Genomic DNA, 23,548 nt, shown 5'->3' with positions numbered 1-23,548 from the left:
GGAGGATTATCATGGAAAAGGCAAAGAAGACGAAGTTAAAGGGAAACGCACTTCAGCAGACAGAATTTACATTGGGATTAATTATTATTATTCTTTTCGTGGCGGCATCGATTTTTACAGACAATTTCTGTACACTTTATAACATTACAAATCTCATGAAACAGTGTGCAATTATTGGTGTTATGGCCGCAGCACAGACAATAATTATCATTACTGGCGGCATTGATATCAGTGGCGGTGCAATCACGGGGTTATCCTGTATGGCGCTTGCGCTCTTACAGAGGAATACAAACATGAATTTTGTACTAACACTTACTATTGCACTTGTAATTGGAGTAGCAGTGGGGTTTTTGAACGGTATTATTATTTTTGATTTAAAAGTTCCTCCGATGATTGCAACGCTTGGTATGCAGACCATAGTTCGCGGTTTTGTGAAAATTATCAGTAATGCTCTTACAGTTACTGGTATCAATCAGCACATTCTAAACATGGGAAACACGAATCTGTTTGGAGTGCTTCCAGTGCTGGCAATATTTTGGGCCGTAGTGGCTGTTGCTATATGGTTCATTCTGAAATATACAATTTTCGGGAGAAGCCTTTATGTCGTAGGAAGTGGTGTTGAAGTTGCAAGGTTAAGCGGAATTAAAGTTAGAAAAATGTTCTATGCGACATATGCAGCAGCAGGGCTCTTGTATGGAATTGCCGGCATCATGCTGGCTGCACGTGTGCAAAGTGCTCTTCCAACTGGTGGGGAAGGATATGATATGAATGCCATTGCTGCGGCTGTAATTGGTGGCGCATCATTGACTGGTGGTAAAGGAACAATTACAGGTACTGTTCTTGGTACAATTCTTATGGTATTGATTAACAATGCAGGAGTACAGTTTGGCTTGAATACACATGTACTTGAAATTACAAGCGGTGTATTAATTATTTTTGCTGTGACGATGGATATGTTAAAGAACAGAAAGAAAGCTTGAAAGGGGATAAGGAAAATGGAAAAAAATATAGCGAAGTATTTGGATAATACATTGCTAAAAGCGGATGCAACGCCGGAACAGATTATCAAGATATGTGAGGAAGCGAAAATATATGGATGTGCATCTGTATGTGTGAATTCAAGCTATGTACCACTTGTTTCTAAAGAACTTGCAAATTCTGATATAAAGACATGTTGTGTAATTGGATTTCCATTGGGAGCTTGTACAACAGAAACAAAAGAGGCAGAGACCATTGACAGCATAAAGAAAGGTGCGAATGAAGTGGATATGGTTATCAATGTAGGAATTGCAAAAGCTGGTGATTGGGAGTATGTAAAAAAAGATATTGCAGGAGTTGTATCTGCGTCTAATGGGAGAGCACTTGTAAAAGTTATTATTGAGACATGTCTGCTTACAGACAAGGAAAAAGTGAAAGCCTGTATAGCTGCTAAAGAAGCGGGCGCTGATTTTGTGAAAACTTCTACTGGGTTTTCAACGGGGGGAGCGACGGTAAATGATATTTGTCTGATGCGCCGGACAGTGGGGGCGGATATGGGCGTAAAAGCTTCCGGTGGAGTACGTGATTATGAAACTGCAAAAGCTATGGTTGAGGCGGGAGCTACTCGCATTGGAACAAGCAATGCAGCGGCAATTATAGCAGGCTGCTGAGATATATAAAAAGCCCTATCCCTTCAGAAAAGTATATAAATGGGCAAAATTATTTGACGAAAAGATTCGAAAATGCTATTGTAAATTTAAAAAAGTATGTGGTCGGAAAGTTTGCGATAAGGGGATGAGGCAACAGATGAATATATATGATATTGCGATAGCGGCGGGGGTATCCCCGACGACTGTATCACGTGTTGTTAACGGTAATAAGAATGTAAAAGCAGAGACTAGAAAAAGAGTTCTAAAGATTATTGAAGAAAAAAATTATGTTCCAAATTCTCTTGCAAGAAACTTGAGCGTTGGAGATTCTCAAAACATAGCTTTTCTGGCTCCGGATATTGAGAATCCTTTCTTCAGTAAGATATTTCATGGCCTGCTGGACACGGCAAATCAATATGAGTATAACGTATTTATGTATGGAACAAATGATAATTTGTCTGTGGAGCATCGAATACTGGATGGAATTCGGAAAGAAACGGTAAAAGGAATTATTATTATTCCGGTTAGTGATAAAGATAAAGGCACAGCAGAGAGACTTGAAAAGATTGAAAAGAATCAAATTCCAGTGGTATTATTGGATAGGGATATTTATCAGTCAGATTTTGATGGAGTTTTTTCCAATGATTATGAAGGAGCTTATGATGCAGTTCGTTGCCTGATTGATGCCGGACACAAAAAAATTGCCGCTATTACAGGGGAACTTGACACAAGGCCAGGCCGGGAACGACTCAGAGGATACAAAAAAGCGTTGAAAGATGCCGGCATTGAGCAAAGAACAGAATACATTGTCAACGGAATGTTTAAAGAAAAAGAATCTTATGAGGCTTGTAAGTTACTAATGGAGTTGGAAGATCGTCCCACAGCAGTTTTTACATCCAATAACCTGACAACACTTGGCTGTCTAAGATACCTAAAAGAAAATGACTTGAAGATTGGACGAGATATCTCCATGGTCTGCTTTGATGAGATTAGAGAACTTGAATATACAGATATTCGGCTGACGGTTGTAGACAGGCCAATTTATGAGATGGGGTGTGCTGCACTTGAATTGTTAGAATACAATTTTCTTACAGCATGTAGAGGGGGCGGTGAAAAGGTTATAAGAAAAACCAATATGGTGAAAACAAAACTTGTTATCCGAGGCTCCGAAAAAATGATAGAGAAAAAAGGTTAGCTCTTAACATCTCTGCCCAGAAATAGCCTTCAAAATATCTTTTATATCTCGTGATTTTGAGAATATCTGGTATTCCGGCTCCCGGATGTCCTCCAGATAATGCGCATCTGAGCTGCTTATGATATTGCATTGCAGAAAGTATGGGTGTTCTTCCTGTATCCGGTGTAAGTTCTCTAAATCATGCATTTCTGCGCAAGTGAAAGTACTGTCTGAAGGTACAAACCCGAGGTTTGATAAGATGCTGGAAGAGCGTTTGTCCACATGTGCGGGGTAAGCAATTCCGCCAAAAGAAGACACCAGGGAAAATACATTATCAAAAGGTATATCCGTGGCGCTGATGAGGAGGTTCTCTATGGTTCCGGTCACTTCATCGTGTTCATTCATAACCTGCTGGCTGCCAAAGATTTCCTCTTTATTTTTAACAGGCAGCATATGTTTATAGACATAGGTGTCAAAACGAAGCGCATCTTCCAGGGTGGAAAATAGACAGATCACATGCACTTCTTCCGCTGTGCACAGTTCCATTCCGGGAATCACTGTGACACCACAGGCTTGTCCGTGAAGCATGGCGGCCGGGCAGTTTTTGCAGCTGTTGTGGTCTGTCAGCGCGATGACATCTAGTTTTTTTACAGCAGCCATTCCCACAATGTTGGCGGGAGTCATATTGTTGTCTCCACATGGAGAAAGACAGGAATGGATATGTAGGTCGTAATATAATCCGGTCATGGTTTTCCTGCCTCATAAACCTTCAAAGCTATATCAAAAATGGGGAGTTCTGTTGAGAGAACCGCAATCTCCTCTTTTTCTGCCTGTGCAAGGGTATTCTCATCCAGAACGGCACCTTCCGCCAGGATAATACAGGCAATGTCCGTCAAGGAAGCAACAGCCAGTGTATTTCTGTTCCCCATCACAGTTACCCATACACCGTCGGCCGGGGCTTTGCTCATGGCAATACTCAACAGGTCACAGCAAAAGACTTTAGAAATTTCACGCTGAGAGTTTCCGCCTGTCAGCACCATGCAATCGGGTAAATCTAAAACAGTTTGTAAATTCATAGTATTATTTTCCTTTCTCATTGTTTCCCTGGGGAACTCCGAATGCATCCAATTCTGTTGTGAGCTTATGGATATATTCATGAAGTAATTTTGTACTTTCATCCTCAAAGCTGCAGGAACGGCCGGATGCTTTGGACAAAAAGTCAATCTCTTTGGAGAGACTGGCAATATGTTCACGCAGGACATAGATACAGTCATTGCTGGTGGCATCTCCTCTTACAATATCTTCGGCAAGTGTCTGGCAGGTAGGTGCGCCGCAGGAGCCACAGTCCAGACCTGGAAACTTTTTTGTGAGTTCCTCTACGGTACTCATCATTTCCAGACTTTCTTTAAAGGTGTTTCCCAGTCGGAATACGGGCTCATATGCTATTTTGTCATCCCATCGGATGTCTTTGACTTCAGGGTGTGAGGAAAGATGGCTCTTTGCTACCGGCTGATAGCGCTGAAGACGTTTGGATTTGGCTGTTGCGACGTAACCATTTTCCACATTGAGAGTACCGCCTACACAGCCACCGTTACAGGCATTTAGCTCAATGAACTTAAGGCCGTGTATCTTTTCATCCTCTATTCCCTCCAGAACACGCATAATATTTACAATGCCGTCGGCGGCAAGATAATTATCAATCAAAAGGCCGCCCACCTCACCTCCGGAGCTGCCCCAGCCAAGACCAATGCGCCCGGACATGGAGAGGGACTCAAGTTGACTTTCATCCCTGGTCATATGAGGAAGCAGCAGAGGATAGACATCCTTGATTGCCACTACATTGTCAATACTGCTCTTTTCAATCCCGAGAGGTGCTTTAACATAGGAAACCTTAGAAGGACAGGGGGATATAAAAATGACTCCAATGTCTTCCGGGGAGAGGCCTGTTTTTGCAACGGCCCGGGCTCTGGCAATCTCTGCCGCCACCTCTACAGGAGGCTTTATGGGCAGGAGCTTGGGGAGCAGTGCAGGAAATTTCACACGGATCAGTCTCACTACAGAGGGACATGCGGAACTGATAAATGGTCCCTCCTCCGTATGTGCCTTCATATACTCCCTGGAAGCTTCGGAAACAAGCTCTGCGGCAGCGCTGACCTCAAAGACATCGTCAAACCCTAATTTGAGAAGGGCATTGAGAACAATGTCTACATTGGTAAGGTTATTGTACTGTGCGTAGAGCGACGGAGCCGGAAGCGCTACCGTATATTTGTAGAGGTTCAGTACATTCAATGAATCGTAAATGGGAATCTTTGCATGATGAGGGCAATAGCGGATACACCTGCCGCAGTCTATGCAAAACTTATCAATAATATGAGCTTTCCCATTATGTACGCGGATTGCCTGGGTGGGGCAGTACTTGATGCAGTTGATACAGCCCTGACAGGACTCTGTCTTCAGACGGACAGAACGCACAAATTTATCCATAGCGCCTCCCTGCTTATATTACTTGGTGAAGTTGTTTCCTTATAAATATGAGTAGGGGTCAAAAGGTATTTTGCCCCCTGATACCTACGGATTGCTCCGCACTTTGTGACCCTGGTATCATAAATATACTTTCATGGCAACGGTTGTTCCCGCCCCCACTTTTGATTCAATGTGAAATTTATCTGAATATTTTTTCATGTTTGGAAGTCCCATACCGGCACCAAAACCGAGAGAACGGACCTCCTCCGGGGCGGTAGAATAGCCTTCCTGCATTGCCTTGTCAATGTCGGCAATCCCGGGTCCTTTGTCGGTCAGTATCATAGAAATCTCTTTGTCGGAAATAGTGACGGCTATAGTCCCTCCATTGGCATGAATCACCATATTAATTTCACCTTCATACATGGCAATCGCAGTCTTGCGTATAGCCTGGCTGTCCACGCCGAGCATTTTTAGTCTATTTTTAATTTCGCTGCTGGCTTCTCCGGCACGAGTAAAATCATCCCCTGGTACGGAATAGGTAAATGTAAGCTGTTCATCCATTTAAACACCTCCCCTAAGCCCGTGCTCATAGAGTATGCCGCATGTAGTAAACATAAAATGTTCGGTAGTGAGAATTGCCATTTTCTTCTCCCGGGCCAGTGCAAGAATATGCTTATCCGGCATTCTGCCATGAACAAATATGATACAGGCAATATCTAGCATCTCTGCGGTTCTTACGACTTGAGGATTACACAGGCCGGTAATCAGGACAGAGCAATGTTCGGCGAAGGCGAGGACATCACTCATCATATCGGCCGAGAAAGCAAATTTTGTATCCAGATCCAATAACTCATCTCCAAACAGAACGTTGGCATTAAGCAGTCCCTGAATTTCTCGTATTGTCATATCCCCTCCTGTTAAAAAATGAACAAAATATATTGTATATTTCGGAAAAAATCTTTATCAAGTATAACATTTTAACAAACGAAATGCAATATTTAGTATAATAATGCTGGAAAATTGTGATATATCATGGTATTATATTGTAAGTTGTAAACAGAAATTAAAAATGGAGGTTAAGCAATGCTCGCAGAGAAACAGGTAGTCCCGTTTTCCGGGACAAAAGAACAGGAAGAATCACTGTTAAAAATGATATCTGAGCTAAAAGGTGAAAAAGGAGCCCTGATGCCCATTTTGCAGAAGGCCCAGGACATCTACGGATACCTTCCGATAGAGGTACAAAGGATGATATCTGATGAAACAGGCATTCCGCTTGAAAAGATTTACGGAGTAGTGACATTTTATTCCCAGTTTACGTTAAACCCCAAAGGAAAGTATCAGATATCCGTCTGTCTTGGAACCGCCTGCTATGTAAAAGGTTCGGGAGATATTTATAATGCCCTGATGGAAAGGCTTGGGATTGTAGGAGGGGAGTGCACGCCTGACGGGAAGTTCTCTCTGGACGCCTGCCGCTGCGTGGGGGCATGCGGCCTGGCTCCGGTTTTGATGGTCAACGGAGAGGTATATGGCCGTCTTACAGTAGATGATATTGATGATATTTTAGCAAAATACGAATAAGCCTATGATGCCTGAAATATCATTGAACATATTGGATATCGCTGAGAATTCTATTCGTGCAGGTGCATCACTTGTTGAAATAGAAGTTTCTGTAATGAGCCGCGGGGACGCACTTACGGTTGTTATCAAAGACAATGGCTGCGGCATGTCAGCAGAGCAGACAGAGAAGGTGCAGGATCCATTTTACACCACCAGGACTACAAGAAAAGTGGGATTGGGAGTGCCCTTTTTTAAACAGGCTGCCAAGAGCACCGGAGGGAGCTTTTCCATTGTGTCACAACCAGGAAAAGGAACAGTGGTAAGAGCCGTTTTTAAGTTATCACATATAGACAGAATGCCACTGGGCGATATAAGCGCAACAATATATACACTGGTCGTTTTTAATGAAAAAGTCCATTTCATATATACATACCGGTATAATGAGAATAAATTTGTGTTGGATACTTGTGAAATCCGGGAAATATTGGGGGAGGATATCTCCTTTTCCAATCCCGAGGTTTCCAAATTCATTAAAGAGTATCTCAGATCCGGCAGGGAAGAAACCGACCAGGGAAAAGATATCTAAAGCAGGAAAAAGTGAAAATGGAGGAAAATTATGAAATCTCTTGAAGAGTTACGTGCAATCAGAGAAAAGATGCAGGGAAAGGTAGGTGTCCGCACAGAGAATGAAGGACAAACCAGGGTCATTGTAGGAATGGCTACCTGCGGTATAGCAAGTGGTGCAAGGCCCGTGCTTACTGCCCTGTCAGATGCGGTGCAGGAACAGGGGCTTCTGAATATCAATGTGACCCAGACAGGTTGTATCGGACTGTGTCAGTATGAGCCGATTGTAGAGGTACTGGAACCGGGCAAGGAAAAAGTTACATATGTAAAAATGACTCCGGAAAAGGCGATGGAAGTGCTGAGAATGCATTTGCTAGACGGTCAGGTGGTGACGAAATACACATTAGGTGCTGCGAAAAGGGGCACTGAATAAGGAAAAGGAGGCAAATGATTATGTATCGTTCGCATGTTTTGGTTTGCGGTGGAACAGGGTGCACTTCATCCGGGAGCCGAAGAATTATAGAAAAGCTTAAGAAAGAAATTAAGGCCCAGGGGCTTAAGGAAGAGGTTGGGGTTGTACAGACCGGCTGTTTTGGATTGTGTGCCCTGGGACCGATTATGATTGTGTACCCCGAAGGATCTTTTTATTCTATGGTCCAGGAGGATGATATTCCGGAGATTGTATCTGAGCATCTGCTGAAAGGGAGGGTTGTGAAACGCCTTCTTTATGATGAAACAACAAAGACGGAAGATATTCTTCCTCTAAATGAGACGACGTTTTATAAAAAGCAAAAAAGAGTGGCGCTGCGCAATTGTGGTGTTATCAACCCGGAGAATATTGAGGAATACATAGGGACAGGCGGCTATGAGGCACTGGGAATTGTCTTAACGGAAAAGAAACCGGAAGATGTCATTCAGATTCTTTTGGACAGCGGGTTAAGAGGCCGGGGAGGCGCTGGTTTTCCAACAGGGCTCAAATGGAAGTTTGCGGCTGACAATGATGCGGAACAAAAATACGTCTGTTGTAATGCAGATGAAGGAGATCCGGGAGCTTTTATGGATCGTTCTGTATTAGAGGGGGATCCCCACGTGGTCCTTGAAGCAATGGCAATTGCAGGTTATGCCATAGGCGCTTCTCAGGGCTATATTTATGTGCGCGCAGAGTATCCGATCGCGGTAAAGCGTCTGGAGATTGCCATAGGACAGGCAAGAGAATACGGCTTGTTAGGAAAAGATATCTTTAGCAGTGGCTTTGATTTTGACATCCAGCTAAGACTTGGCGCCGGTGCATTTGTATGTGGAGAGGAAACAGCTCTTATGACCTCTATCGAGGGGAACAGAGGAGAGCCAAGGCCGCGTCCTCCGTTTCCGGCAGTAAAAGGTCTGTTTCAGAGGCCGACAATTTTGAACAATGTGGAGACTTATGCCAATATCCCTCAGATTATTGTTAAGGGCCCCCAGTGGTTTGCTTCCATGGGTACGGAAAAATCAAAGGGAACAAAGGTATTCGCTCTTGGAGGCAAAATTAACAATACGGGGCTGGTCGAAATTCCAATGGGGACCACACTGCGCGAAATTGTTGAGGAAATAGGCGGAGGTATTCCGGGAGACAAGAAATTTAAAGCCGCACAGACAGGAGGTCCATCCGGCGGATGCATTCCGGCTGAGCATTTTGATGTACCTATAGATTACGATAATCTGCTTGCCATCGGTTCCATGATGGGGTCAGGCGGCCTGATTGTTATGGATGAAGATAATTGCATGGTAGATATTGCGAAATTTTTTCTGGAATTTACAGTGGATGAGTCCTGTGGAAAGTGTACACCATGCCGTGTCGGCACAAGGCGTATGTTGGAGATTTTGGAAAAAATAACAAAAGGGCAGGCAGTGCTGGAGGATTTGGACAAACTGGAAGAATTGTGTTATCACCTGAAATCTAATTCTCTGTGTGCACTGGGGCAGACTGCTCCGAACCCGGTACTTTCTACACTCCGTTATTTCAGAGAAGAATACGTTGCACATATTGTAGATAAGAGATGCCCTGCAGGAGTATGCAAAGCCCTGCTTCAGTATCGGATTGATGCCGACAAATGTAAAGGGTGTACTTTATGTGCAAGAGTCTGTCCGGCAGATGCAATTACCGGCAGTGTGAAAGAACCACATATGATAAATCCGGAAAAATGTGTCAAATGTGGTGCCTGTATGGAAAAATGCCGTTTCGGTGCAATTTATAAAGAATAAGAGAGGGTAAGGAATATGGAAAATATAAATATAAAGATTAACGGATTGGATGTCTGTGCACCGGCAGGCTCTACGATTCTGGATGCGGCACATATCGCAGGAATTAAAATTCCCACTTTGTGTTTTCTGAAGGAAATCAACGAAATCGGGGCCTGCCGTATGTGTATTGTGGAAGTAAAAGGTGCAAGAAATCTGGTCGCAGCCTGTGTACATCCGATAACTGAGGGGATGGAGGTTTTGACCAACACACCTGTACTGATTGATTCCAGAAAACGTACGTTGGAGCTTCTCCTGTCAAATCATGATAAGAAATGCCTTTCCTGCGTAAGAAGCGGTCAATGTGAGCTGCAGGAGCTTTGCCAAGAGCTGGGAGTGGAGGATGAGAATTATTTTGCCGGGGTGTCGCCGGAATATGAATTGGATGACAGTGCGCCCCATATGATCCGTGACAATAATAAGTGTATTCTTTGCAGAAGATGTACGGCTGTCTGTGAGAAGGTACAGTCAGTAGGCGTCATCGGGCCGAACAACAGAGGGTTTACGACGTTTATAGGCTCTCCTTTTGACATGGGATTGGGCAATACGAGTTGTGTAGCTTGTGGCCAGTGTATAACAGCCTGTCCCACCGGGGCATTGTATGAGAAGGACTTTACGGATGATGTGCTTGCTGCAATTGCGGATAAGAGTAAACATGTGATTGTACAGCCAGCTCCTTCAGTAAGGGCTGCGCTGGGTGAGGAGTTCGGTTATCCTATGGGAACAGACGTGGAAGGAAAAATGGCGTCGGCTCTGCGCAGAATTGGATTTGACAGAGTTTTTGATACAGATTTCAGCGCAGATCTGACTATTATGGAGGAAGCTCATGAATTTCTGGACCGCGTACAAAATGGCGGGGTACTCCCGCTAATGACCTCTTGTTCTCCGGGCTGGATTAAATACTGTGAACACTATTATCCAGACCAGCTGGAACATCTGTCAAGTTGTAAATCTCCCCAGCAAATGTTCGGGGCGATTTCCAAAACTTACTACGCCCAGAAGATGGGGCTTGACCCGGAGGATATTGTATGTGTCAGCGTTATGCCCTGCACGGCAAAGAAATTTGAAATTGACCGGGATGACCAGAATGCAGCAGGCGTTCCTGATGTAGACATCTCCATCACAACAAGAGAGCTGGCACGCTTGATTCGCAAATTGGGGATTGACTTCAGGAGTCTTCCAGATGAGAGATTTGACGATCCACTGGGAGAATCCACAGGTGCAGGCGTTATCTTCGGTGCAACCGGCGGTGTTATGGAAGCTGCTCTGCGCACGGCGGTGGAAACCCTGACAGGCGAAGAACTGGCGAATGTAGAATTCCAGGAAATTCGCGGGACACAAGGAATTAAGGAAGCCGTCTACAATGTGGCAGGAATGAATGTAAAGGTAGCGGTTGCATCAGGTCTGTCCAACGCCCGGAATATTATGGATAAGATTCGAAATGGGGAAGCCGATTATCACTTTGTTGAGATTATGTGCTGCCCCGGCGGGTGTGTCAATGGAGGCGGCCAGCCTCAGGTGCATGCAGATGTCCGCAATTATGAAGATATTAAAGCTGCCCGCGCAAAGGCATTGTATGATAATGATAAGGCAAAATCAATCAGAAAATCCCATGAAAACCCTTCTATTAGGAAACTGTACGAGGAATTCTTAGGTGAGCCGGGAAGTGAAAAAGCACATCATATTCTGCACACCAGTTACGTAAAACGCAGCATTAATTAGAGGAAAGGCATGGTCATGAGGGTAATTGATTTTAAAGATGCAAAATGCAGGCATTGCTATAAATGTGTGCGCCACTGCATGGTGAAGGCAATTTCCATTCAAAATGAGCAGGCACACATTCTGAAAAACCACTGTATCAATTGTGGACGCTGCCTGGAAATATGCCCTCAGAATGCAAAAAAATTTGCCAGTGATATGGATAGGGTAAGAGGATATTTAAGGCAGGGATATAAGACAATTATTTCCATAGCCCCCTCTTATCTGGGAGTATTGGAGTTTGATTATCCCGGGCAGGTCGTGGATGCCCTGCACAGACTGGGATTTGCGGAAGTCAGGGAGACAGCGGAGGGAGCTGCCATGGTGACGGGTGAGTATAAAAAAATCATCCGGGAAAAGAAGATGGACAATATCATTACTACATGCTGTCCCAGTGTCAACGATCTTGTGGAGAAGTATTATCCTGACTGTGTCCATCTGCTGGCTCCGGTAGTATCGCCCATGGTAGCCCATGGGCGGTATATTAAGAAACTATATGGGAATGACGTGAAAGTAGTATTCTTAGGTCCGTGTATTGCCAAAAAGCAGGAGGCTGCCGGCGATGAGAGAGTCTCCGGTGCTATTGATGCGATTCTTACATTTGAGGAACTGGCGCTCTGGCTGGAAGAAGAAGGAATCCAGTTGAATACTTGCAAAGATATGCCGATGGGCAATCCTGATCCAGGGATAAACCGTATGTATCCGGTCAGCGGCGGAATCATTCAGTCTGTGGTGGCTGAAAAAGAGTCCGATACTTATCATAAGGTTTATGTGGACGGACTTGCAAACTGTATGGAGATGCTGGACTGTCTTCAAAGAGGTGAACTAAAAGCCTGTTTTATTGAGGCAAATGTGTGTGAGGGCGGATGTGCAAAAGGCCCTGCATCTGCAAGGTGGAACACATCCTTTGTAAAAGCAAAGATAAAAATTGAAAATTCTGTATCACACCGAGCAGCCGGAAAATTACCTTTTATGAGTTCGCAGGAGCTCGCAAAGAAATTCAGGGACAGTCATCTGACAGATAGTGTTCCCACAGAGGCGGAGATCAGAGAAATTTTAAAATCCACCGGGAAATATGCTGCCGATGATGAGCTCAACTGCGGTGCCTGCGGTTATCCTACCTGCCGGGATAAGGCCGTTGCAGTCTATCAGAACAAGGCAGAGCTTTCCATGTGTATGCCCTACGCATTGACAAAGGCGGAGTCTATGGCCAATGTGATACTGGATGTGACACCAAATATGGTGTTCGTCGTTGACAGTGATATGCAGATTGTAGAATGTAACAATAGGGCACAGCATTTTCTAGGTGTCGGCAGAAAGGAGGCCGTGCAGCGATTTATCTTTGAGTTTATTGAAGCCGGGGATATTGAGCAGGCTTTGCGTACAAAGAAATCAATTCTTCATAAAAAGGTACAGTTAAAAAACGAGAATATGATCGTAGAAGAAAATATTGTATATATTGAAAATCTGGATTCTGTACTTGTGACCTTCCAAGATGTGACTGAGGAAGAAAGGATGAAAGAGCAGCGCTATGAAAAGAAGGTAGAGATGGTGGAAATGGCGCAGAAAGTTATTGAAAAGCAGATGTTGGCCGCTCAGGAGATTGCGGGCCTTTTGGGAGAGACAACCGCGGAGACAAAGGTAACGCTGACAAAGCTCAGTGACTCTATTTTGAAACAAGGGGAAGAGTAGTATGAGTGTGAGTATTGATGTAGCGTGGAAGAGTTTGAATAAGCATCAGGAAGAGCTGTGCGGCGATAAGGTGGAAATATTAAAAACGGAAAATTCTGATATTATGATTTTGGCCGATGGAATGGGGAGTGGCGTGAAAGCGAATATTCTTGCTACCCTTACTGCTAAAATTTTGGGAACCATGCTCTGTGAAGGCGCAGAAATTGAATCCTGCGTTGAGACAGTCGCCAAAACTCTGCCCATCTGTCAGGTCCGGAATGTGGCCTATGCAACTTTCAGCATTCTGCAGATATTTCATAATGGGTTCGCGCACTTGATAGAATATGACAATCCTGCCTGTGTTTTCATCCGCGATAAAAAGATTATAAAATATCCTTATGAAGAAATGGTGATAGAGGGCAAGAAAATCCGTGAATATTGCTTCAGGGTGCAGCAAAATGACTGTTTTGTTCTGATGAGCGACGGTGTAATTTATGCCGGTACGGGAGAAATATTAAATCTTCATGGTTGGACCTGGAAAAGCATGGCTGAGTACACTCTGAACTGTACAAGGAAAACTCTGTCGGCTTCCAGACTTGCCGCGATGCTGAGTCAGGCCTGTGATGATTTGTATATGCAAAAGCCCGGAGATGACACCACAATTGCCGTGGCAAGAATTATTGAGAGAAGAGTGGTGAATATTTTTACAGGTCCTCCTTTGAGAATGGACGATGATGAAAGGCTGATGTATGACTTTATGCACATGGAAGGAAAAAAGATTGTGTCAGGAGGGTCAAGCGCCAATATAGCAGCCCGCATCCTGCATAAAGATATTGTCACAAAAATAAATTACAGCAATCCCGGTATACCGCCCATAGCAGTGATAGAGGGGCTGGATCTGGTGACAGAGGGAGTCCTGACATTGGGCAGGACACTTAAATTATTAAAACGTTATATCAATGATGAGTTTGACACAGAATTTTTTGATGAGCTGGATGCTGATAATGGAGCTTCAAAACTCGCTAAAATATTGATTGAGGAGTGTACAGAACTAAATCTGTTTGTAGGCACGTCAGTCAATGAGATACATCAGAGCTCGGATTTAAGCTTTGACCTAAGCTTAAGAATGAATTTAGTAAAGCAGCTGTGCAGTGCAGCTGAAAAAATGGGAAAGAAAGTAACTATAATGTACTATTAAAAAAACAACGTTTTCTATTGCTTATTTTTCTGCCTTAACATATAATAACAGGGATTGACAAATTTTTAACTATTAAACGTGCCATTTAAGCAGAGATGCTTAGCGGGCATTATCAGAGGAGGTATCCCATGTTAGAACAGATTTACTATGATAAGGCAGATGAAATCATAGCATCTCACGGATCCAGCCAGGCATCCCTTATCCCGATTATCCAGGATATTCAGACAGAATACCGTTATCTGCCGTCAGAACTTTTAAGTTATGTGGCTGAGAAGCTGGGAATCAATGAAGCAAAGGCATACAGCGTTGCCACATTTTACGAGAACTTTTCTTTTGAGCCAAAGGGAAAGTACATTATTAAAATATGTGATGGAACAGCCTGTCATGTCCGCAAATCTATTCCGATTCTGGAAAAACTTTACAGCGAATTAAAACTTTCCGAAGAGAAGTCTACAACAGAGGATATGATGTTTACTCTTGAAACGGTTTCCTGTCTCGGGGCCTGTGGACTTGCACCGGTGCTGACGGTCAACGACAAGGTATATCCGGCTATGACACCGGATGCGGCAGTGGAATTGATTCATGAACTGAAAGGAGTTTAAGCCATGAAAAGAATCGAAAACAGGGAAACTCTTGCGCAGGTTCGTGGAAATTCTAACAAACAGATAGAGCAAAGCAGATGCAGAGTGTTGATTTGTGCAGGTACAGGGTGCCTGGCAGGAGGCTCTGGTGATATTTATGACAGAATGTGTGAACTGGTAAAGGAGAACCCGGATATAGAGGTCTGTTTTGAAGCAGAAGCTGCACACAGGGACGGTGAGATTGGCATTAAGAAGAGTGGATGTCACGGTTTTTGCGAGATGGGGCCTCTGATGAGGGTAGAGCCTCAGGGCATATTGTATACAAAGGTACAATTAGAAGACTGTGATGAAATCTTTCACAAAACAATAGAAAAAGGGGAGATAGTCCGACATCTGTTGTTTAAGCAGGGAGATGTGGAATATCCCAAGCAGGAGGACATCCCGTTTTACAAAAAACAGACACGGCATGTTTTGAAAAACTGCGGTCAGATTGACGCCGAGAATATTAAGGAATATTTGTCTGCGGGAGGGTATCAGGCGCTGGAAAAGGTTCTCTTTGAGATGAAGCCGGCAGAAGTGATTCAGGAAATTACGAAATCGAATTTAAGAGGACGTGGGGGAGGAGGCTTTCAGACAGGTTACAAATGGTCCCAGGTGGCACGGCAGCGTGAGAAGAAGCGATATGTAGTCTGTAATGGTGATGAGGGAGATCCGGGCGCATTCATGGATAGAAGTATCATGGAGGGTGACCCTCACAAGATGATAGAGGGTATGATGATTGCCGCCTGCGCAGTTGGAGCAGATGAGGGATATATTTATGTACGTGCGGAATATCCTTTAGCTATTGCCAGGCTGAAACTTGCCATTGCACAGGCAGAGGAATGTGGTCTGCTCGGCAGCAATATTTTAGGGACAGATTTTTCCTTCTGCTTACATATCAATCGTGGTGCAGGTGCATTCGTCTGTGGAGAGGGGAGCGCCCTGACGGCGTCTATTGAAGGAAACAGAGGGATGCCCCGGGTAAAACCTCCAAGAACTGTGGAGCAGGGACTCTTCGGCAAACCCACTGTGTTGAACAATGTAGAGACTTTTGCGAATGTGCCTCTTATTATTACGGAAGGTGCACAGTGGTTTCGTAATATTGGACCTGAGAACAGTCCCGGAACAAAAGCATTTGCTTTGACAGGGAGCGTAAAGCATACGGGGCTTATAGAGGTGCCTATGGGGACGACTTTGAGGGAGGTCATCTATGATATAGGTGGAGGCATTAAGGGGGACGGGAAATTCAAGGCGGTACAGATCGGAGGGCCCTCCGGCGGATGTCTGATCTCTCCACATTTGGATGTAAGCTTGGACTTCGATTCTTTAAAAAAGATGGGGGCAATGATAGGCTCCGGCGGTTTGGTGGTCATGGATGATAAGACCTGCATGGTGGAGGTCGCAAGATTTTTCATGAATTTTACGCAGAATGAGAGCTGCGGAAAATGTGTTCCGTGCAGGGAAGGAACCAAGCGTATGCTGGAGATCCTGGAAAGAATTGTGGCGGGAAATGGTGAGCCGGAGGATTTAGACTTGCTGGAAGAGCTGGCCTTAACAATCACGGAAACTGCACTGTGTGGCCTGGGGAAAAGTGCTGCACTGCCGGTTATGAGTACATTAAAGCTGTTTAGGGATGAATATGAAGAACATGTTATGGACAAGAAATGTGCATCCCACACCTGCACCGCACTGCAAAAGTATATGATAGCGCCTGCTTTGTGCAAGGGCTGTTCTAAGTGTGCGAGAAACTGTCCTGTGAATGCTATCAGCGGGAAAATAAAGGAACCATATGTTATAGATACCACAACTTGCATTAAGTGCGGTGCCTGCGAAAGTGCCTGTGCATTTGGTGCTATATACATGGAAGGATAGGAGGAAATGAGTATGAATTATATGACAATTAATAACAGGCGAGTGGCATTTACAAATGAGAAAAATGTTCTTTCGGTCATTCGAAAGTCAGGGATTGATCTGCCCACTTTCTGCTATCATTCTGAATTGTCCACCTACGGGGCATGCCGTATGTGTGTGGTGGAGGATGAAAGAGGAAAAGTGTTCGCATCTTGCTCGGAAACTCCGAGAGACGGGATGAAAATTTACACAAATACCCCCAAATTGCAGCACCACAGAAAAATGATTCTTGAGCTTCTGCTGGCATCCCACTGCCGTGAATGTACAACCTGCGCAAAAAACGGAGTTTGTGTATTGCAGAGACTTTCCAGACAACTGGGAGTACGGGAAATTCGTTTTGAAAACAACAAAAAAGAGCTGCCACTGGATATGACGTCAGAATGTATCGTAAGAGATCCTAATAAATGTATATTATGCGGTGATTGTGTCCGGACCTGTGACGAGATACAGGGATTGGGTATACTGGATTTTTCATTCCGCGGTTCCAAAATGCAGGTGACGCCGGCTTTTAATAAAAATCTGGCCCAGACAGACTGTGTGGGGTGCGGCCAGTGCCGCGCTGTCTGTCCTACAGGGGCGATTACCCTCAATTCAAATGTACACTCTGTATGGGCCGCATTGTCTGGAAAAAACACGAGAGTCGTAGCCCAGATTGCTCCTGCGGTACGAGTGGCAGTTGGAGATAAATTTGGGATAAGGAAAGGCGAAAACACCCTTGGACGCCTGGTGGCAGCTCTGCGAAGAATTGGATTTGACGAAATATATGACACGAATTTCGGCGCGGATCTTACAGTTATGGAGGAGTCAAAAGAGCTGACAGAACGTCTGGAATCCGGGACAAAACTTCCCCTGTTCACATCATGCTGCCCTGCGTGGGTGACTTTTTGTGAAAAAAAATATCCGGAATTCAAAGAAAATATCTCATCCTGCCGTTCCCCCCAGGGAATGTTCGGTGCACTAATCAAAGAAGAAGCTCGAATGAATGACGGAGAGGATAATCGGAAAACAATCGTTGTGTCTATCATGCCCTGCACGGCAAAAAAGGCGGAGATTAAAAGGCCGGATTACTTTACAGAAGGGGCACAGGATGTGGATTATGTGCTGACGACAACGGAAGTGACCCGGATGATTCAGGAGGCGGGAATTGATCTTGCCCAGGTCCAGCCGGAAACAATGGATATGCCCTTTGGAATTGCATCTGGGGCCGGTGCCATTTTTGGGGTGACCGGAGGTGTCACTGAGGCAGTACTGCGCCGGCTGATAGACAGCAACAAAGCAGAGGATCTTGAGGCAATTAGTTTCACCGGGGTCCGCGGAGTTGACGGCATCAAAGAAGCATCTGTAAAGCTAAAAGACCGGGAAGTGAAACTGGCAGTTGTAAATGGACTGCAGTGTGCTTCGAAAGTGCTGGATAAGATGAAAGCGGGCGAAGTATATTATGATTTTGTTGAAGTGATGGCCTGTAAAAGAGGATGCATTGCCGGCGGTGGGCAGCCGGTGCCAATCGGAGCAAGGACAAAAAAGGCAAGACTGGAAGGAATTTATAAAATTGATCATATGTCCCAGATAAAACTTTCCAATCAGAATCCGATTGTAATGACAGTTTATGATGGGATTCTGAAAGGGAAAGAGCATAAGCTGCTGCATCATAATAAAGCAGAAGTATAACGAAAAAGTAACAGTGTTTTTCTTTCATTCACTTGTGATAAATATTATTTGGTGATATGATGATACCAGGGTCAAAAGGCCATGCGTTTCATGCTTGCATGGAAAAGCATGGCCTTTTGACCCTGGTATCATCATAATATTATACGAAAGGAAACAGGAAACGTGACCTATAAAGAAGCAAGGGTATATTTGGACGAAGTGTCGAAATACGGAAGTGTACTTGGCTTGGATACGATTCGAGGTTTGTTGAATGAACTTGATAATCCTCAGGATGACTTAAAGTTCATACATATCGCAGGGACTAATGGCAAGGGATCTGTGCTTGCATACACTTCAACAATTTTAAGTGAGGCAGGGTACCAAACAGGACGATATGTATCACCAACAGTAGTTTCCTATCTGGAGCGGATTCAGGTAGACGGGAAATGGATACCGGAAGATGATTTCGCAGAATTAGTGAGAGAAGTTCAGAAAGCTATTGTACGTATGGAGGCTCATGGTGAGGCAAGTCCCACTGTTTTTGAGGCTGAAACGGCAGTGGCTTTTTTGTATTTCAAGAGAATGCAATGTGATTTCGTAGTGCTGGAAACCGGTCTGGGGGGGACACTGGATGCGACTAACGTTGTAAAAAACACAATAGCCGCCGTATTTTCATCTGTCAGTCGTGACCACATGGAATTGTTGGGAGAAAGTCTGAAGGAGATAGCAGGGAATAAGGCCGGAATTATGAAGCCAGGCTGTGTGGTTGTGACAGCCGGGCAAAAGCCGGAAGTGATGGAGGTTTTTGAACAGTGTGCAGGTGAGCTTGGGTGCAGGATATATAAGGCGGATGCAGGCAAGGTGGAAATTTTGGAAGAAAGCTGGAGTGGGCAGCATTTTACCTATAAGAACCGGGCAGATATTCATATTTCCATGGCAGGCAGATACCAGATTATGAATGGGGTAACTGTATTGGAACTTATAGACGCGCTACAGGATGCCGGATATCGTATACCAGAAGAATCGCTCAGAAAAGGTTTCGAAAAAACAGTGTGGCCGGGAAGATTTACCTGTATCAGTACCAACCCGATATTTATTGTAGACGGGGCCCATAATGAGGAGGCCGCTTTACGCCTGCGGGAATCTGTTGAAACTTATTTTCCCGGGAAAAGGCTTATCTTTATTATGGGGGTCTTCCAGGATAAGGAATATCAAAAAATAGCACATATTATGGGACCTATGGCCTCTAAGATTTTTACAGTAGATCTGCCAGATACAGACCGGACACTGAAAGCAGCAGAACTGGCGGGGGCGCTGAGTCTATATTGCCCCGATGTAAAGGCGGAGACAGCTATTTCCGAGGCCGTAAAGGATGCATTTCTGGCAGCGGCCAAAGAGGATGTGATACTGACATTTGGCTCTTTGTCCTATTTGGGACTGGTGATGGAGCTGGTTAAAAAGAGGGGAGAGCAAAAATGATAGATCAGGGAAAAGTAAAACAGGCAGTCCGTCTGCTTCTGGAGGGGATAGGAGAAGACTCAGGACGGGAAGGCCTTAAAGACACACCGGAGCGTATTGCACGGATGTATGAAGAAATATATGGCGGAATGGAAGAAAGCGCCGAAGAGCACTTGAAAAAAACTTTTCATGTGGATAATAATGAAATGGTTGTAGAGAAGAATATTACCTTTTATTCCATTTGTGAACATCACCTTCTTCCGTTTTACGGGAAGGCTCACATTGCATATATTCCCGACGGAAAGGTTGTGGGATTAAGCAAGCTTGCAAGAACTGTGGAGATGTTTGCACGGCGGCTGCAGCTTCAGGAGCAGCTGACTGCACAGATTGCCGATGCTCTGATGGAAAGCCTAAATCCAAAGGGTGTGTGTGTAATGCTTGAAGCAGAGCATATGTGCATGACAATGCGGGGAATCAAAAAGCCGGGCAGTCAGACTGTCACTGTTGTGAAAAGGGGTGGATTTTCAAACAATCCGGAACTTATAAACTTGTTTTTTCAGATGATAAAATAGAAAGTTTTACAAGCTATCCAGACCCTGCTACTCGTGTCCGGCAGAGGCAGAATGTAATTGGAGCGGTGAGAGGAAGAACATGGAAATCGAGTGGTGAGAAGAATATGAGAATAGGAAAAAAAGAGTTTGATACAGAAAAGCATATTTATATTATGGGGATTTTAAATGTAACACCGGATTCCTTCTCTGATGGCGGAAAATATAACCATATAGAGGGGGCGCTTAAACATGCAGAAGAGATGATTCAGGAAGGTGCGGATATTTTGGATATAGGCGGAGAATCTACCCGTCCGGGACATATAAAAGTTACAGATGAAGAGGAAATTGAGCGGATTATGCCTGTGCTGGAAGGATTGAAAAAGGAGTTTGATATACCCATCTCTGTTGACACTTACAAAAGCAAAGTCGCACAAGCCGCTGTTTTAGCCGGGGCAGATTTGATAAATGATATCTGGGGTTTGAAATATGATGATAAAATGGCAGATGTGATTGCAAAAGGACAGACGGCGTGCTGCTTGATGCATAACAGGGAAAAAGCAGAATATAAGAACTTTTTACAGAATGTGCTTGAGGATTTACAGGTAAGCGCGGATATTGCCGGAAGTGCGGGGATTAAAAAGGACAAGATTATTTTGGATCCGGGTGTAGGGTTTGGAAAGACTTATGAAATGAACCTGGAAATTATAAAAAAGCTGAACCATCTAAAAGAGTTGGGATATCCGCTTCTCCTCGGCACGTCAAGAAAAGGTGTGATTGGATTAACTTTAGATTTACCTGTAAACCAGAGAGAGGAAGGCACTCTGGTGACAACTGTTCTGGGCATATTAAGCGGATGTGCCTTTGTGCGTGTGCATGATGTGAAACGAAACAAACGTGCTATACAGATGACAGAAGCAATTATGCGGAAACATGAGGTGTAAGATGGATCAGATTAAAATAGAAGATTTAGAAGTATTTGCAAATCACGGGGTATACCCGGAAGAAAATGTTCTTGGGCAGAAATTTCTTGTATCTATCATTTTATATACAAATACAAGACTTGCCGGTCAGACGGATGACTTGACAGCATCCATTCATTATGGTGAGGTCAGTCAGTTTGTAAATGATTATATGAAAAGGCATACATATAAACTTATTGAACGTGCGGCGGAAAGTCTGGCGGAAGAGCTTCTTCTCCAGACGAAGCATCTGAAGAAAGTAGAGCTGGAGTTAAAAAAACCGTGGGCACCGGTAGGCCTGCCTGTGAAATATGTCTCTGTAAAGATTGAAAGGCAATGGCACACTGCATATATTGCACTTGGTTCTAATATGGGAGATAAACAGAAATATTTGGATGATGCCGTAAAAGCCTTGGACGAGGTTCGGGGATGTCAGGTGACAAAGACCTCCTCCTGGCTGATTACCCCTCCCTATGGAATGACGGAGCAGGACGATTTTCTGAATGGATGCCTGGAGCTTGACACACTTTTATCTCCAGAAGAGTTGCTGGATATGTTACACAAAATCGAACAGGATGCCAGGAGGGAGAGAACCATCCACTGGGGGCCGAGGACTCTTGATCTGGACATCCTTTTTTATGATGATCTAATATTGGGGTCAGATACGTTGTGTATCCCCCATGCAGATATGCAGAACCGGGATTTTGTGCTGCGGCCGCTTGTGGAAATAGCACCGTATAAGCATCATCCCGGAAACGGAAAAACTGTTAAGGAAATGCTCGCTGCTTTAAATGAATCGCGTTCTGTTTCTCTATAATAGCAGTTCAAAAGTATCATAAAAGGAAGGATAAGACACATCTACACATTCACTGTTGAGAATATGGGTCGTTCCTTCCGCCGCCAGTGCGGCAACGCTGAAAGCCATGGCAATCCGGTGATCGAAGAGGGTATGGACGGTTGCCCCGTGGAGAGGCCTTCCGCCCTCTATTACCATACCGTCAAAAGTAGGATCTGCAGGACAACCCATTGCTCTCAGATTATCGGTAATCGTTTCTATCCTGTCTGTTTCCTTCACTCTCAATTCTCCCGCATCACGTATAATGGTGGTACCTTCTGCCATGGCTGCCATAACGGCAATAACGGGGATTTCATCTATTAATGCAGGGATAATGCTTCCTTCTATAGTGATACCGTGCAGCTGACTGGTGCGGACAAGTATATCGGCGGCTTTTTCACCGCTGCTGGTATGCTCATTCAGGAGTGTAACATCACCTCCCATGTCCTCGCATACTTTCAGCATTCCGGCACGTGTGGGGTTGATTCCCACATTCTTAATTAATATTTCGGAGTCCGGCACAATAAGGCCGGCGGCAATGAAATAGGCGGCAGAAGAAATATCTCCGGGCACCATAATTTTTTGAGCGTATAGTTCACTTCCCGGACGGATAGAGGCAGTTGTACGAATATCCAGAAGCTCGTGTGAGGAAGTCAGGTCAGCACCGAAATTCTGAAGCATGAGCTCTGTATGGTTTCTGGATAGCGTCGATTCGGTCACGGAGGTTTCCCCCTCAGCGTAGAGCCCGGCCAGCAAGATGCAGGATTTCACCTGAGCCGAAGGAACCGGTGACGTATAATGGATACCGTGAAGATTTCCTTTTGTGATGTAAAGGGGTGCGCAGTCATTGCGCAGGATGCTGGAAATATTTGCGCCCATCTGCGTCAAGGGTTCCATGATCCGTTTCATAGGACGTAAATTCAAGGATTCATCCCCCGAAATTTTAGAGTCGAACTCCTGCCCGCAGAGAATGCCGGAAATCAATCTTGTAGTAGTACCGCTGTTCTCCACATTTAGTATGTCTGAAGGGGGTGTTAATCCATAGAGCCCCTTTCCGTGGACGATAACGGTGTCCTGTTTTTGCTCAATCTCAACTCCAAGCTTGCGGAAACAATCTATAGTAGCCAGGCAATCGGCTCCTTCTAGAAAATTATGGGCCTCGGTAGTTCCTTTGGCTATAGAGCCAAGAATAATGCTGCGGTGGGAAATGGATTTATCTCCGGGTACTGTGATTTGGCCTTTTAATCCTGTAATGTTGGTTAACTCCATATTTCTGC

At 44.6% G+C, this 23,548-nt stretch carries 23 protein-coding genes; 17 read left to right on the top strand and 6 right to left on the bottom strand.

Features of this window, described 5'->3' with window-relative positions:
* Window positions 1–11 precede the first annotated feature (11 nt).
* The 3 genes from EDD59_RS08235 to EDD59_RS08225 all read left to right on the top strand — a co-directional run bounded on the left by EDD59_RS08235 (window position 12) and on the right by EDD59_RS08225 (window position 2,823).
* Window positions 12–980, top strand: a complete 969-nt coding sequence (locus EDD59_RS08235) for an ABC transporter permease (protein ID WP_207670386.1) — start codon at window positions 12–14, stop codon at window positions 978–980.
* 15 nt (window positions 981–995) lie between these two features.
* Window positions 996–1,649, top strand: a complete 654-nt coding sequence (deoC, locus tag EDD59_RS08230) for a deoxyribose-phosphate aldolase (RefSeq protein ID WP_132380845.1) — start codon at window positions 996–998, stop codon at window positions 1,647–1,649.
* A 136-nt stretch (window positions 1,650–1,785) separates the two neighbouring features.
* Complete coding sequence (locus EDD59_RS08225) at window positions 1,786–2,823, top strand: LacI family DNA-binding transcriptional regulator (protein WP_132380843.1); 1,038 nt, start codon at window positions 1,786–1,788, stop codon at window positions 2,821–2,823.
* Between the two features lie 3 nt (window positions 2,824–2,826).
* Here the strand turns inward: EDD59_RS08225 and EDD59_RS08220 are convergent, their stop codons facing one another.
* The 5 genes from EDD59_RS08220 to EDD59_RS08200 all read right to left on the bottom strand — a co-directional run bounded on the left by EDD59_RS08220 (window position 2,827) and on the right by EDD59_RS08200 (window position 6,171).
* The gene (locus EDD59_RS08220; protein ID WP_132380841.1) at window positions 2,827–3,549 is read right to left on the bottom strand and encodes a PHP domain-containing protein; all 723 of its coding nucleotides are present in this window, start codon (window positions 3,547–3,549) and stop codon (window positions 2,827–2,829) included.
* Window positions 3,546–3,878, bottom strand: a complete 333-nt coding sequence (locus EDD59_RS08215; protein WP_132380839.1) for a DRTGG domain-containing protein — start codon at window positions 3,876–3,878, stop codon at window positions 3,546–3,548. The genes EDD59_RS08220 and EDD59_RS08215 overlap by 4 nt, the downstream gene beginning before the upstream one ends.
* 4 nt (window positions 3,879–3,882) lie before the next feature.
* On the bottom strand, window positions 3,883–5,286 hold the full coding sequence (locus EDD59_RS08210) for a [Fe-Fe] hydrogenase large subunit C-terminal domain-containing protein (protein ID WP_132380837.1): 1,404 nt from the start codon (window positions 5,284–5,286) through the stop codon (window positions 3,883–3,885).
* Window positions 5,287–5,403: 117 nt separating this feature from the next.
* Complete coding sequence (locus EDD59_RS08205) at window positions 5,404–5,826, bottom strand: ATP-binding protein (protein ID WP_132380835.1); 423 nt, start codon at window positions 5,824–5,826, stop codon at window positions 5,404–5,406.
* Window positions 5,827–6,171, bottom strand: coding sequence for a DRTGG domain-containing protein (locus EDD59_RS08200; protein ID WP_132380833.1), 345 nt, complete (start codon window positions 6,169–6,171; stop codon window positions 5,827–5,829).
* Between the two features lie 177 nt (window positions 6,172–6,348).
* Here EDD59_RS08200 and EDD59_RS08195 point away from each other — a divergent pair, with 177 nt between their 5' ends.
* The 14 genes from EDD59_RS08195 (at window position 6,349) to folK (ending at window position 22,253) form a co-directional block, all read left to right on the top strand.
* Window positions 6,349–6,843, top strand: coding sequence for an NADH-quinone oxidoreductase subunit NuoE family protein (locus EDD59_RS08195; protein WP_132380831.1), 495 nt, complete (start codon window positions 6,349–6,351; stop codon window positions 6,841–6,843).
* A 4-nt stretch (window positions 6,844–6,847) separates the two neighbouring features.
* On the top strand, window positions 6,848–7,408 hold the full coding sequence (locus EDD59_RS08190) for an ATP-binding protein (RefSeq protein ID WP_132380829.1): 561 nt from the start codon (window positions 6,848–6,850) through the stop codon (window positions 7,406–7,408).
* Between the two features lie 30 nt (window positions 7,409–7,438).
* Window positions 7,439–7,819, top strand: coding sequence for a (2Fe-2S) ferredoxin domain-containing protein (locus EDD59_RS08185; RefSeq protein WP_132380827.1), 381 nt, complete (start codon window positions 7,439–7,441; stop codon window positions 7,817–7,819).
* Between the two features lie 20 nt (window positions 7,820–7,839).
* A complete protein-coding gene (gene nuoF, locus EDD59_RS08180) occupies window positions 7,840–9,627 on the top strand; it encodes an NADH-quinone oxidoreductase subunit NuoF (RefSeq protein WP_132380825.1) in 1,788 nt (595 codons plus the stop codon).
* A 15-nt stretch (window positions 9,628–9,642) separates the two neighbouring features.
* Window positions 9,643–11,385 (top strand): NADH-dependent [FeFe] hydrogenase, group A6, encoded by a 1,743-nt coding sequence (locus EDD59_RS08175; protein ID WP_132380823.1) that lies wholly within the window; start codon window positions 9,643–9,645, stop codon window positions 11,383–11,385.
* A 15-nt stretch (window positions 11,386–11,400) separates the two neighbouring features.
* Window positions 11,401–13,113: a [Fe-Fe] hydrogenase large subunit C-terminal domain-containing protein gene (locus EDD59_RS08170; protein ID WP_132380821.1), complete on the top strand. Its 1,713-nt coding sequence runs from the start codon at window positions 11,401–11,403 to the stop codon at window positions 13,111–13,113.
* 1 nt (window position 13,114) lies between these two features.
* Entirely contained in the window at window positions 13,115–14,290 is a 1,176-nt protein-coding gene (locus tag EDD59_RS08165) for a SpoIIE family protein phosphatase (protein ID WP_132380819.1), read from the top strand.
* Between the two features lie 128 nt (window positions 14,291–14,418).
* Window positions 14,419–14,892, top strand: coding sequence for a complex I 24 kDa subunit family protein (locus EDD59_RS08160; protein ID WP_132380817.1), 474 nt, complete (start codon window positions 14,419–14,421; stop codon window positions 14,890–14,892).
* A gap of 3 nt (window positions 14,893–14,895) precedes the next feature.
* Window positions 14,896–16,782 carry an NADH-quinone oxidoreductase subunit NuoF gene (gene nuoF / locus EDD59_RS08155; RefSeq protein ID WP_132380815.1) on the top strand — a complete coding sequence of 629 codons (1,887 nt, stop codon included), beginning with the start codon at window positions 14,896–14,898 and terminating at the stop codon, window positions 16,780–16,782.
* A 12-nt stretch (window positions 16,783–16,794) separates the two neighbouring features.
* Window positions 16,795–18,489, top strand: coding sequence for a [FeFe] hydrogenase, group A (locus tag EDD59_RS08150; protein WP_132380813.1), 1,695 nt, complete (start codon window positions 16,795–16,797; stop codon window positions 18,487–18,489).
* Window positions 18,490–18,651: 162 nt separating this feature from the next.
* Entirely contained in the window at window positions 18,652–19,947 is a 1,296-nt protein-coding gene (locus EDD59_RS08145; protein ID WP_132380811.1) for a bifunctional folylpolyglutamate synthase/dihydrofolate synthase, read from the top strand.
* Window positions 19,944–20,498: a GTP cyclohydrolase I FolE gene (gene folE, locus EDD59_RS08140; protein ID WP_132380809.1), complete on the top strand. Its 555-nt coding sequence runs from the start codon at window positions 19,944–19,946 to the stop codon at window positions 20,496–20,498. Before EDD59_RS08145 ends, folE begins: the two co-directional genes overlap by 4 nt.
* A gap of 104 nt (window positions 20,499–20,602) precedes the next feature.
* Window positions 20,603–21,418 (top strand): dihydropteroate synthase, encoded by an 816-nt coding sequence (folP, locus tag EDD59_RS08130; protein ID WP_132380873.1) that lies wholly within the window; start codon window positions 20,603–20,605, stop codon window positions 21,416–21,418.
* A gap of 1 nt (window position 21,419) precedes the next feature.
* Window positions 21,420–22,253 (top strand): 2-amino-4-hydroxy-6-hydroxymethyldihydropteridine diphosphokinase, encoded by an 834-nt coding sequence (folK, locus tag EDD59_RS08125; RefSeq protein WP_132380807.1) that lies wholly within the window; start codon window positions 21,420–21,422, stop codon window positions 22,251–22,253.
* Here folK and aroA read toward each other — a convergent pair.
* Window positions 22,248–23,540 (bottom strand): 3-phosphoshikimate 1-carboxyvinyltransferase, encoded by a 1,293-nt coding sequence (gene aroA / locus EDD59_RS08120; protein ID WP_132380805.1) that lies wholly within the window; start codon window positions 23,538–23,540, stop codon window positions 22,248–22,250. The genes folK and aroA overlap by 6 nt on opposite strands.
* Window positions 23,541–23,548: the final 8 nt, after the last annotated feature.

This window comes from Muricomes intestini (genome assembly GCF_004346165.1).
Classification (GTDB): Bacteria; Bacillota; Clostridia; order Lachnospirales; family Lachnospiraceae; genus Muricomes; species Muricomes intestini.
The sequence above is the reverse complement of the archived record's forward strand: the minus strand, read 5'-3'. Positions and strand labels throughout refer to the sequence as shown.